The 11,747-nt window shown below is 66.1% G+C and carries 9 protein-coding genes; all 9 read right to left on the reverse strand.

The window, feature by feature from the left end:
* Positions 1 to 16: 16 nt before the first annotated feature.
* Positions 17 to 988: a SphA family protein gene (locus CLM73_RS14205; protein WP_105238969.1), complete on the reverse strand. Its 972-nt coding sequence runs from the start codon at positions 986 to 988 to the stop codon at positions 17 to 19.
* Between the two features lie 30 nt (positions 989 to 1,018).
* Complete coding sequence (locus CLM73_RS14210) at positions 1,019 to 3,556, reverse strand: fused MFS/spermidine synthase (RefSeq protein WP_199778144.1); 2,538 nt, start codon at positions 3,554 to 3,556, stop codon at positions 1,019 to 1,021.
* Between the two features lie 94 nt (positions 3,557 to 3,650).
* Positions 3,651 to 5,285, reverse strand: coding sequence for an arylsulfatase (locus CLM73_RS14215; protein WP_105238970.1), 1,635 nt, complete (start codon positions 5,283 to 5,285; stop codon positions 3,651 to 3,653).
* A 48-nt stretch (positions 5,286 to 5,333) separates the two neighbouring features.
* On the reverse strand, positions 5,334 to 6,365 hold the full coding sequence (locus tag CLM73_RS14220; RefSeq protein ID WP_105238971.1) for an HAD family hydrolase: 1,032 nt from the start codon (positions 6,363 to 6,365) through the stop codon (positions 5,334 to 5,336).
* A complete protein-coding gene (locus CLM73_RS14225) occupies positions 6,362 to 7,771 on the reverse strand; it encodes a BatD family protein (RefSeq protein WP_105238972.1) in 1,410 nt (469 codons plus the stop codon). Before CLM73_RS14225 ends, CLM73_RS14220 begins: the two co-directional genes overlap by 4 nt.
* Positions 7,768 to 9,279: a vWA domain-containing protein gene (locus CLM73_RS14230; RefSeq protein WP_105238973.1), complete on the reverse strand. Its 1,512-nt coding sequence runs from the start codon at positions 9,277 to 9,279 to the stop codon at positions 7,768 to 7,770. Before CLM73_RS14230 ends, CLM73_RS14225 begins: the two co-directional genes overlap by 4 nt.
* Positions 9,264 to 10,292: a VWA domain-containing protein gene (locus tag CLM73_RS14235; RefSeq protein ID WP_105238974.1), complete on the reverse strand. Its 1,029-nt coding sequence runs from the start codon at positions 10,290 to 10,292 to the stop codon at positions 9,264 to 9,266. Before CLM73_RS14235 ends, CLM73_RS14230 begins: the two co-directional genes overlap by 16 nt.
* A complete protein-coding gene (locus CLM73_RS14240) occupies positions 10,279 to 10,779 on the reverse strand; it encodes a DUF4381 domain-containing protein (protein ID WP_105238975.1) in 501 nt (166 codons plus the stop codon). Before CLM73_RS14240 ends, CLM73_RS14235 begins: the two co-directional genes overlap by 14 nt.
* Entirely contained in the window at positions 10,776 to 11,741 is a 966-nt protein-coding gene (locus CLM73_RS14245) for a DUF58 domain-containing protein (RefSeq protein ID WP_105238976.1), read from the reverse strand. The genes CLM73_RS14240 and CLM73_RS14245 overlap by 4 nt, the downstream gene beginning before the upstream one ends.
* Positions 11,742 to 11,747 lie beyond the last annotated feature (6 nt).

Genomic DNA, 11,747 nt, shown 5'->3' on the forward strand with positions numbered 1-11,747 from the left:
GCACCTTTTTGAAGATTCAAAACACAATCGTCGCCGTTCCCATGAACGTGCGGGTGCTGTCGAGCCGATTCGTACTGCTGACCGTCGGCACCCAGCGCAGGCTGAGCGACAGTGACCGCTTGTCCGCCAGCTTCCTGTCGTAGGTCACGATCGGACCGAATGCCCAGTCACGTCCTTTGAAACCGTTGAGCCGGTCTGCCGTCGGACCCGTGTCGTCACCCAATTGCTGCTGCGTGCCCAGAATCAGGCCCGCGCTGACGCCATTGCTGAACTTCTTGCGCCCCATCACGTCCAGACTGAAGACAGGTGCGTTGCTGTAGTCCGTGGCGTTGTTGCGGGTATAGAACTGCACCCCTGCCACCGTGTCCAGCTGGAATCCCGACTCCGGGAAGATCTTCGTGTAGGCCACCTGCGGAATGAACGTCCAGTTGTTCAGGCTGGGGTTGGCCATGTTGTCGGCGTTGTACTTACCCGTCGGCGCCCAGATGTTCAAGCTCAGCGCCATGTGAGACGTTTCAGAGAAGTGGTAGCCAGCGATGATGGGCGAGAAATACAGGTCGAACAGGTTTGATGCCGTGTCGCTGTTCCCGACCGAGCGGCCGCCCGGTCCGGTTACCGTGGACCTCACCTTGGTCCAGATATAGGGCAAGGTGAAACTGGACGCGAAGTTCCAGCGCCCGGGCCCGGTGTCCCAGGTCTTCAATACGGTGGCCAGCGTGAACGCCACCTGGCCCTCCAGCCCCAGCGAGGTTCGCCCGCCCACCGGCACTTCACGGCTTCCGCCGATTCTGCCATCCAGATAGATTTGCGAGAAATTTACGGCCCAGATCGGTTCGGGCGAAACGATGCCCGCGTTTGGCTGCACGTTGGTTCCCGTGATCTGGCGTCCCAGCGCCCCTTCGGTCGCAGACGCGACGCCCGGCAATGCCAGTTGGGCAAGCGCCATCACTCCCAGGATTCTTTGCCATTCGGCGAACGTTTTTGGCATGCATGTGCTCCAGAACATGAAACTACTGAATCATCTTGACTCGGTGCCTGACATGAACCACCGCAGATAGGGGTTGTGACGTGCCAGTTGCGCCAGCGATTCCGCATGCCGGCCCCACTCCCGCCTGTCGCCCCGGTAGGCGGCCAGCGCACTTTGGTAGAAGAGATCGAGGGCGCTGCGCTCCTGGTGGATGTCAGCCTTGAGAGACGGATCGCCGGCGTCCAGCGGCGGCTCCCCTCGCAGAGCCATCAAGGCTGGCAGTGTTTGTACGATCTCGCGGGGCCGGACCCAGGCCGCGTACTCGATTCCAGGATGATCGTCGGTCACGGGCGGCGTCTGTCCCGCAAAGCGCGCCAGCCCTTCCCTGTCCGTTACCCAGGTCGCCAGCAATGCGGCGGGCGAGGCGACACCTACCTGCGCCAAGGCCCCGCGCAGTTCAGGATCGGCCATGCGCCCTGCTATCCGCGCGGCATCCAATGGCATCGGCTGCAGCGATCCGACGAGCAGCATCTCGTGCAATTCGGTCGTCCATAGCGAGGCATGGGGAAACACCGCGATGAAGCTCGCCACCAGCGCCCGGGTGTCGTCGAGGTTTTGCGTGGGCAGCGGCAGCCATTGCGCAACCACACCTTGGGGATTGAGGCGAGCGGCCGCCAGTTCGTAAAAATCCTGAGAGTAGAGGTTGACCACGCCCGCGGCCGACGGCGGCGGAGGCTCAAGCGTGATCAGGTCATAGCGTTCGTCGCTGGTCAGCAGTTCGCGCCGACCATCGCGCAGCCTGCGATCAAGGCCAGGATCCGCGGCCGCGTCATAGCTGCCCTTGAACAAGGGACCGGCCTGCAAGACGCCAGGCAGCAATTCCGCGACCACACGCCGCTCCAGACCCGGATACCGTGACAAGGCGCCCGCCGTGATGCCTGTCCCATAGCCAATGACCAGGGCGGAACGGGGTTCGCCTGCGTGGACCACCAGCGGCAGCAACGCTTGCAGCCGCATATACCGTAGCGATGGCATGGCGTCGCCGGAGTTGGAAACGCCCTGGATGTAGAGCCGCCGGAAGCGCCGTTCGCCTTCGCCGCGCTCGACGACCGCGACCGTCCCTCCCCGGCTTTCCTCGTAAAAGACCAGCTTGCCGTCCTTGGCGCCCGGCAGCAGCCGCGCCAAATGATCCGCCGGTAGCGCCCAACCCAGGATCAGCACGGCGCCAAACAAGGACATCGTCACTGCGCGGGCCATGGGCGCGCCAGAGCGCCAGGCTGCCGCGATGCCGATCGCGCAGGCAGCCGCGGCAAGGGCGACGAGAGCGTGCACCGTGCCCATGCGCGGCAAGAGAACGAACGCGACAAACAGCGTGCCGGCAATCCCGCCAAGCGTGTTCCCCGCCAGGACCAGGCCCGCACCCTGCCCTCGCCGGTCGGCAGGCACCGCAATGCGCAGCACGGCCGGAAAGGCCGCGCCAAGCAGCAGCGTCGGCAACAGCACGACCCAGGCGGCAACGACCGCGAAGCGGGCGCTCATGCCGGTCAGGCCGTTGTCGCTCCAGCGCCGTACCGCACTCTCGGCCAGCGACTGGGCATGGATGAGCCACGGCCCCAGGACCGCGACTTCCAATAACGCCACCACGCCCGCGCCGGCAATCAACAGTGCGAATACGTGCCACGGATCGCGGAACCGGTGTTCCCATCGTGCGTAGGCCGCCGCGCCCAGCGCCAGTCCCGCGAGATAGAGGGCCAGCACCACGGAAAACGCGAACGCCCGCGTGCTCATGAAAGGCACCACCATCTGGGACCAGAGCACCTCATAGCCCATTGCGACCGCGCCCGCCGCGGCATACAGCCCGATCGCCGCACGCGCTTCACCGGACAAACGCAATGGCGCAGCGGTCGCGTCTGACCGCGGGGCTTCGGCGGTCGGCGGCCGGTTCCGCCGGTCCAGCACCCACGCGCCCAGCGCGGCCGCCAGATTCAGGCCTGCCGCCGCCCAAGCCGTGCCGCGCACGCCCAGCGCGGGAATGAGCAGAAAGGTTGGAAGCAGCGCGCCGATGATGGCGCCGCCCGTGTTGGCGGCGTAAAGCGTGGCGCCTGCACGACCGATCCGCCCGGCGCCGGTGGCGCGCAACAGGACAGGCAGTGTGCCACCCATGAAAAAGGGAGCAAGGCCCACCACGACCATGACGGCAACCCAGGCGAGCCAAGGGTTCAACGACTCGGTCCGGGCAAAGGCCGGCGCGCCGATCGCCAGCGCGACCGTCACGGCAACGCCCATTACGGCAATCGCCACTTCGATGCCCGCGTAGAGCCGATACGGGAAGGCGGACCGGTCTGCCCGACGGCCCAGCACCCAACTTCCCGCAGCCAAGCCCAGAAAGAACGCGGCCACCGCAGCCGCGATTGCGTGCACTTCGACGCCGACGATCAGCGACAGTTGTTTTATCCAGAGGATCTGGAAAATCAATGCCGCTGAGCCGGACATGGCCAGCAGCGCCGCCGCAGGCCAAAGCGGCGACTGGGTAAGCGAGGCCGCGCCGGTCGCATGAATTGCCGCAATCGGGCGCGCGGATGCATTCATTGTGTTGTCCTCTTCCTCTTGTCGGTGCACCAAATCACCCGGCGCGAGCGCAGCCGCAAAGCCGCGCCCGCCCCTTACTGCCTACTTGCCCTGCCTACTTGCCCTGCTTCTTGGCCTGTTGCTCGAAGTACTCCTCGATCTTCTTGTCTACTTCCTTCTGCACCTGATCGGTGCTGAAGCTGGGGGGATTCTGACTCGGCGGCCATTCGACGAAGGTCTGGAGAAACTCTCCTGCCTTGGCCGATCCGATGAAGGCCAGATACGCGTTCTTCGTAATCCAGTCGTTGTACTGATCCGAGACGATATCGGCGCGCTCGTAGGGATCCATGCGCAGGTTGAACACCTTGGGCACGCGCAGGCACACAAACGGCTCCTTCCATACCGCGAACCCGCCAGGCGCCTTCTGTTCGCAGAAGACGACCTTCCAGTTCTCAAACCGCATGGCGACCAGCAGGCCGTCGTCGTTGAAGTAATAGAAGTCTTCGCGTGCGCTCTTGTCGCTCTTTCCCGTCAGGTAATCCAGTTGGTTGTAGCCGTCCAGGTGCACCTTGAAGTCGCGGTTCGCGCCGTCGGGGCGCCAGCCCTTGAGCAATCGATCCTTCACGCCATCGTCGCCGGCGGCCGCCAACAGCGTCGGGAACCAGTCCAAACCCGACACGATGTCGTTCCTGACCGAGCCGGCCTCGATGTGCCCCGGCCAGCGGATCATCGCGGGCACACGGAAGGCGCCTTCCCAATTGGTGTCCTTTTCGCTGCGGAACGGCGTGGTGGCGGCGTCCGGCCAACTGAACTGGTTGGGCCCGTTATCCGTCGTGTAGATCACGATGGTGTCCTTGGCGATCCCCAGGTCGTCCAGCTTCTTGAGCAGTTTGCCCACGTCCTGGTCGTGCTCCCACATCCCGTCGGCGTAGTCATTGCCCGGCATCCCGCTCTTGCCCTGGTGCTCGGGCCGGATGTGCGTGAACAAATGCATGCGGGTGGTGTTCATCCACAGGAAGAACGGCTTTTCGCTCTTTCCGTGTTTGTCCAGATAGTCCAGCGCCGCGCCAACGGTTTCGTCGTCAATGGTTTCCATGCGCTTGGTGGTCAAGGCGCCGGTGTCCTCGATCTTGCCGTCGGCCGACGCCTTAATCACCCCGCGGGGCATGTAGCTCTTGATCACGGGGTCCTTGGCGTTCTTCGGAAAGTACGGACGCTCGGGCTCTTCTTCCGCGTTCAGGTGATAGAGGTTGCCGAAGAATTCGTCGAACCCATGCTTGGTCGGCAGGAACTCGTCGCGGTCTCCCAAATGGTTCTTGCCGAATTGCGCCGTGTTGTAGCCATGGCTCTTCAAGGCTTGCGCAATCGTGATGTCGCGATCCTGCAACCCCACGGGCGCGCCCGGGATGCCAACCTTGGACAGGCCGGTGCGGCGCGGCGACTGGCCGGTAATGAAGGTGGATCGGCCCGCCGTGCAACTGTTCTCGGCGTAGTAGTCGGTGAAAATCGCGCCCTCTTTCGCGATGCGGTCGATATTTGGCGTTCGGTAGCCCACCAGGCCATTCGTATACGCGCTGATGTTGGCCTGTCCCACGTCATCCCCGAAGATCACAAGGATGTTCGGCTTTTTGCCGGACGATTGCGCCTGCGGGCTGGACTGGGCACTCTGGGCCTGCGCATGTGCGCCGCCCATCATCCCCAGTCCGCTCGCGGCCACCAGCGCCGCCCCTAACCATCGAATTGCTTTCATGACTGCTCTCCTCGCCCAGACGGGCATGTGTTCCCAAGTCAATCCTGCTCAAGGCTTTTCGAACGCGAAAATCCGCTTCCACTCCGTTTTCATATCGACAACCGTCCATCCGCTGCGCTGCGCTTCGTCCAATGCCCGGTCCAGTTTCCCGACGCTGGAGTTCCGGTCGTAGGCCCACTCGCGCTGCGCGTCGGTGTGGTGGACGATGCCGGCAAAGCGCTTTCCTTCGCCCGCTGTCGTCCACTGCAACATCTGCAGATCGCCATCGGAATTACCGAAGGCCAATAGCGGTCGACGGCCGATGTAGCGTTGGATGGCCACCGGCTTTCCTGGACCGTCGTTGTTGAACTCGAGCTTGTCCTGGCGCCAGAGCACCGGCTTGCCGCCGCGCATTTCGAACGTGGTGGTGAACCCGCTGCCGATAACTTGCTCCGGCGGCACGCCGTAGGCGGCCTGCGTCCAAGGACGCATGAATTCGGTTTCGCCGCCAGACACGATGTAGGTCTTGAAATCATGCGCGCGCAGGTAGTCCAGCAGTTCGCGCATCGGCACGAAGGTCAACGACGTAAAAGGCTGATTGAACCGGGGATGCCGCGCCGTCGCCGTCCACTGGGTCACGCTTTGCGTGAAGTCGTCCACGGTCATGCCGGTGTGCGTCGCGCCCATGATCGTCAGCAAACCCTGCTGCCCGGTTTTCGCCAAGGCTGCCTTGTCGCCGTCGATTACCGCCTTGAACGGCTGGCGCTTGGCCCACTCGGGATGCGCGGGCGCCATCTCCTTGACCCGGTCCAGGGCGAACAGCATTTCAAAATAGAGGGGCTGCTCGGACCACAGCGTGCCGTCGTTGTCGAACACCGCGATGCGATCCTCGTTTGCAACGAAGTCTGGACTGCCTGGTTGGGTCACGGCACGCACGAATTCCACGATCGCGGTGCGCGATGGTCCGTCGTTCCACGACGGCAGCGCCGCCTGCGCAGGCGGCGCCTTGTGCGGAGAGGCGCAAGCCGTCAACAGCAGCGCGATGAAGGCCGTTGCCAACCACGCTGCCCAACCTTGCCGTGCTTCAGTCGTTTGTTTCATCGTTGGCTTCCTTGCGCGTGCTGCGCGGTGGCTGTTTGTTCAGGGTGAAACGGGTTCAACTCGTCCGCCAGGGCATGCGCTGGCGCAGTGGCACGCCCTCTTCTCCAGCGCTGTCTCCACTGCGCCGATGCCCGCCACAGCATGCCCCGCCAGGCCGCGGTGGGCCCCGGTGTGCCGTACGCGTCGCGCAGCACCGCTGCCGCCGTCTGCCGGGAGTCCTGACCTAACGGCGCGACAGCCGCGCGCAAATCTCGCGCGCCCGACGCCACGCGCAGCCAGCGATAGAAGGCACCAAGCGTTGCGGTCTGCCGGCGCGCGTCATGCCGCCATGCGCGCCAGTGCCAGGCTTCGCTTGCACGCCGCGCAGCGGCCGCTTGCTTCGCACGCACGCGCAACGCCGCGGCAAGGCGTTGCCACCCGGGCCAGGTCAGCCACAAAGCGACGATGACGGCCAGCAGGCCCGCGCCCCACGCCAGCCAGGCCGTCGGGATGACCCAGCGCAGTCCATGGCGCAACTGGGCCAGGTCTTCCGACAGCGAGAATGGCGGCGTGACCGCAGGCGCCGGCGCCACGGTGAATTCCCGGCCGGGCAATTCCGATTTGGCCGGTTCGCCGGTCGCGCCATCGCGCCATCGCACGGTCAGCGGCGGCAGCTGAAACGTGCCCGCCGTTTGCGCAACGTAATCGGCGCGGTCGATCCGCTGGCCCCCGATGAAGCCGCCGCGGCCATCGTCCAGCGGGGTCACTTCCGGTTCGCGGGGGTAGCGTTTGAATCCTGGCAGGTCCGGCAGCGCGATGGCAGGCAGCAGCATCGCCTGCACGCCTTCGGCGCGCTGCGTGATGGACCGTGTGATCCGCCCACCCACGATCAAGGGATCGGGCGCTATCGAGAAGGCCTGGGTGACGGTCATTTTTCCGGCCGCCACGGCTTGCCCGGCGCCGGCTGTCTGCGGCAGCACCGAAAACGAAACGGGTTTGCTCGTCCCCGATGCCACCGGGCCGCCAGGGCCGACCTTGGCGGTCACCGGCAAGGCGGGCACGTGGACGACGCCCGCAGCTGTCGGACTCAGGACATAGGTGTAACGCACGCCGCTATAGGAAACCCCGTCGACGGAATCGCGCACCAATTCGCCTTCGCCCTGTGGCGGCGTCACCAGCACGCCCGGGATATCGAGCGGGGGCAACACCGGCGGTTGCGTGAACCAGGTCGACGTCAGCACTTCAAGCTCCAACCGCACTGTCGCGCCGACCCGCACTTCTGCTGGCGCCTGCACGATTGCTGTGACCCGCAAGGCCGGTGTGTCTTGCGAGATCGCGACGCCGGGCAGACCGAGCAGGCCGACGAGGCCAAGCAAGGCCAAAGCGCCCTGCATCATGAGCGAAAGCCCCCGCTGCACACCGCTCATGGGCGCCCTCCCGCCGCGTCTTCAACGGCGAACCGCCCGCGCAGAAAGCGCGTGGGCGACAAGGTCAGATTGCGCAACCAGACGTCTTCGGATGCCGCCTGGGCGGCCGGCGCGGCGACCATCTTGCCGGCCTTTGCCGTCTTGTCCGCGATCGTCTGGTCCGGCGGCTCGGCCTGGCCGCCCTGCTGTTCCTGGCTCATCGCCGCCAGCAGCCGCTCGACGATGCCCCGGTTGACGGTGGCGGCCTCCCAGCCGGGCGACATCGCCAGGGCGCGGTCGTAGGCGGCCAAGGCTGCGTCGTATTGCCTGAGGCGCGTCTGGGTATTGGCCACATAGAAGACGCCCTCCGGGGTTTCCACCTTCGAAAAAGCAGCCAACGCGTCGGCGTACTTGCCCGCCTGATAGGCGGCCCGCCCTTTCCAGTACGGATCCTGGAATAGCGTCGCGGCTTCTTCGAAGCGGCCGCTATCGAACGCCCGGCGGCCCTGCTGATCCGCCGTCAAAAACGCGTCGGCCAGCGGACTGGCGTGCGATTGCGCCGGCACGCCCACCGATACGGCAATCACGATCGCGGCCATCCAGGCCACATTCCAACCCCGCCGTACCGTCAACCATGCCAGCAATGCGAGGGGCCAGCAGAGCCAATAGCCCGCATCCTTCCAGTGAATGGCGCCGGACTGCGCATCCTGCACGGCCTGGAAGTGCTGCTGGGCGTGCAGCGTGATCCAGTCCAGGTCGTCGGGCGTGGCGGTCAGGCTGCCCAGTGGCGCGCCCGCCGCCCGGGCCAAGTCTTGCAGCGCAGCTTTATCCAGGCCCGATTGCCCCACCGCCATCACCAGCACCTGCAGATCAGCCGCTGCTTGCGCGCGCTGACGTACCGCGTCCTGGCTGCCGGCATCGGCGCCGTCCGTCAGCAACAGCAATGTGCCGCCGGCACGTTCGGCCGCCAGCACCTGAGCGGCCAACGCGATGGAGCCCGCCGCGTCCCGCCCTTGCGGGCCGATCAGATCCGACGCCAATGCCTGCGTGAACAGGTCCAGCAAGCTGGTGTCGTCGGTGGGCGGCAGCACCAGGTGGCTGCTGCCCGCGTAGGCGATCAAGCCTGTCTTGGCGCCAGCGCGGCGAGCAGCCAGATCCCGCACCAAGTGCTTTGCCGCTTCCAGGCGCGTGGGCGGAACGTCGGCGCCGTCCATGGACGGTCCCAGAGCGACGGCCACGATCAGCGGCGCCACATTGTCCAGAAATTCGGGCTGATCGCGATGCCATGCCGGGCCGGCGGCGGCGACTGAACCGATGGCCAGGATCAGCGCCAAGGCGTCGATCGGGCGCGGCCCGCGACTGCCGGGAGAACGCACGATCAGATAAGGCAGCAGCGCGGGCGAGATCCGGCTGGCGCGCCCCACGGCGTCCCCCTCTCCACGCCGCGCCCACCAGAGCAGCGTCGCCGCAAGCAGGCCCAATAACCACCACGGGCGCAGGAAATGGAAGGCGCTCAGGTCGAGGTCCATTCGCCCCCCTCTTCCGTTTGCGCAACGCGGGGGACCTGCGCGCGGCGAATCCGCCACGCGGAGATCGCTGCCACGCCATGCCAGGCAACCAGCAGGCAGAGGGCAAGCCCCAGCGGCAGCCAGAAATAATCGCGCTTGGGCTGATGCCGCAGGGTCTTTACTTCGCGCGGCGTGATGCGGTCCAGCGTCGCATACACGGACTGCAGGCTGGCCAGGTCTTCCGCCTTGAAGAACTGCCCGCCGGTGGCGCGCGCAATTCCCTCCAACATGCCGAAGTCGACGCGGTCCTCGCCCGTCGCGGCAGGATCGCCAATGCCGATGGTATGCACGATGATGTGGTGCTGTGCCGCCAACGCGGCGGCGCGCGCAGGCGGTACGGCGCTGCCGGTGTCATTGCCGTCGGTCAACAGGATCAATACCTTGTCCCGCTCTTTCGCGGCATCCAGCATCCGTATGCCCAGGCCGATGGCGTCGCCAATGGCCGTGTTGGGACCCGCCATGCCCACGGCCGTCCGATCCAGCAGCAACGTCAGCGCAACGTGGTCGCCCGTCAGCGGCGCCTGCGGATAGGCACTGGTCCCAAATACGATCAACCCCAGCCTGTCATCTGGCCGCTTGGCGATGAAGTCCGCCACCACGGCCTTGACCGCCGTCCACCTTGATTCGGGATGCCCCTGGGCGTTTCGGAAGTCAGCGGTGTCCATCGACTGTGAGATATCGACGGCCAGAAGGACGTCTCGAACCGCCTCGGTGTGCGTCAGCGGCGGCTCGACCCATTGCGGACGCGCAAGCGCCACCACCATCAGCAGCCAGACCACGATATTCAGCCAGAGCTGGCCAGCGCGGACCCGCACGCCCGGCCGCGACGGCGTTTGCCCGATGATCGCGGCAACGGAATCAAAGAACGGGACGCGCAGCGCGTTGCGTTGCTGTACATAGGCGGGCAGCCAGCGATACGCGGCCAACGCCAGCGGCGCAGCGGCCAGCAACCAGGGATACTCAAGCCTCCACATGATGCTTCACCATCCATTCGCGGCTGGCCCGGAACAACTGCGACAACGCCGCGCCGTCCAGGCCGCGCACCGCGTCGTCCGGCGCATAGGCCAGAAGCCGCATCAGTTCAGGCGCGTGTTCAGGAAAGCCCGCCGGCACGTCGTGCTCCAGGTAGCGGATCCACGGCTCGCCACTCAGTGACGCCACCGCGGCGCGCCCATCCGGCCGCTGGGCAGCCAGCGCCGTGCGCTTGAGCAGCGCAGGCAGGCCACGCGCCGCCAAGGGATCCGCCGCCGCGGCCTGAGCCAGTCGCCGCAACGCTTCCAGCGCCTGGCGCCGATACAGATTGCGATGACGACGGCGCCAGATGACCGCTGCCGCCCAGGCGCCGCCGGCCAGCAGCACGACGGCCAGAACGGCCCAGCCCCACGTTTCGGGCCAGTACGGCACGACCGCCGGCAACGGCAACTCGCGCAGTTGATCCAGACCCGGCAGCGCCTCGCTCATGCTGGGCTCTCCCTTTGCCGGGGCGCGGCTGCCGCCGTCGCCTGCCTGCCAAGTTCGCGCCGCAACTGAGGCAATTCGTCCTCTGCCGTGTTGATGGACAGCAACGGCACGCGGCTGCGGTGCAGCACATCCGCCACCCGGCGAAGACGGTCACCAAAGAAATTCGCCAGCGGCTCGCGTTCGCGCCGTTGGCCCACCGCGACTTCCAGCTGCAGTTCGCCCTGCGTGACCACCAGCCGACCGCTGCTTGGCAATTGCTGCGCCATGGGGTCGAACACCAGCAGGCCCAGCACATCGTTGTGCGCCGCCAGCAGGCGCAGGATGCGCAAGGTGTCGTCGTCCGCGCCGGCAAAATCACTGATGACGCAGACCAGGCAATCGTGCGGCGCGTGTAGGAGCGCGCCGCGCAGCGCACGGTTCAAGCCCTGCCCGGCCGGCGCATCCGGCCGCTCGGCGGACAGGTCGGCATTCGCCGACGCCACTGCAGCCAGGAATGCACGGATCCGGTCGCGGCTGCGCAAGGGCTTGAACGCCTTTACCCCGCCATCGTCGAACACCAGACCGCCGACGCGGTCCCCTCCCCGGTAGGCAATCCACGCGGCGATCGCCGCCAGCCGTGCCGCGACGGCGCATTTGAAGGCGCGCACCGAGCCGAAGTACATGCTCATGCGTTGGTCCACGACAATCATCGCGGGACGGTCACGTTCCTCGGTGTACGAACGCACGAACGGCTTGCCGTAGCGCAACGATGCGCGCAGGTCCAGGCGGCGCAGGTCATCACCGGCCACGTAACGCCGAAGCTCCGCAAAATCCAGCCCCCGGCCCCGCAGCCGGGACCCATGCGGCCCTGCCAGCACGCTGCTGAGGGGTTGGTTCGCCAGAAACGACAATCCGCTCGCCGCAGCCTCCAGTGCGATCAACTCGGACAGCGGCGGATGGACGGGGTGCGGCGCGCGATTCATGGGAGC

The sequence above is a fragment of the Achromobacter spanius genome (assembly GCF_002966795.1).
In the GTDB taxonomy this organism is placed as follows: Bacteria; Pseudomonadota; Gammaproteobacteria; order Burkholderiales; family Burkholderiaceae_B; genus Achromobacter; species Achromobacter spanius_D.

Coding starts and splice junctions, on each gene's coding strand:
- CLM73_RS14235 (WP_105238974.1), bottom strand. CDS start 10,292: ATGTGGAGGCTTGAGTATCCCTGGTTGCTGGCCGCTGCGCCGCTGGCG.
- CLM73_RS14205 (WP_105238969.1), bottom strand. CDS start 988: ATGCCAAAAACGTTCGCCGAATGGCAAAGAATCCTGGGAGTGATGGCG.
- CLM73_RS14240 (WP_105238975.1), bottom strand. CDS start 10,779: ATGAGCGAGGCGCTGCCGGGTCTGGATCAACTGCGCGAGTTGCCGTTG.
- CLM73_RS14210 (WP_199778144.1), bottom strand. CDS start 3,556: ATGAATGCATCCGCGCGCCCGATTGCGGCAATTCATGCGACCGGCGCG.
- CLM73_RS14220 (WP_105238971.1), bottom strand. CDS start 6,365: ATGAAACAAACGACTGAAGCACGGCAAGGTTGGGCAGCGTGGTTGGCA.
- CLM73_RS14215 (WP_105238970.1), bottom strand. CDS start 5,285: ATGAAAGCAATTCGATGGTTAGGGGCGGCGCTGGTGGCCGCGAGCGGA.
- CLM73_RS14225 (WP_105238972.1), bottom strand. CDS start 7,771: ATGAGCGGTGTGCAGCGGGGGCTTTCGCTCATGATGCAGGGCGCTTTG.
- CLM73_RS14230 (WP_105238973.1), bottom strand. CDS start 9,279: ATGGACCTCGACCTGAGCGCCTTCCATTTCCTGCGCCCGTGGTGGTTA.
- CLM73_RS14245 (WP_105238976.1), bottom strand. CDS start 11,741: ATGAATCGCGCGCCGCACCCCGTCCATCCGCCGCTGTCCGAGTTGATC.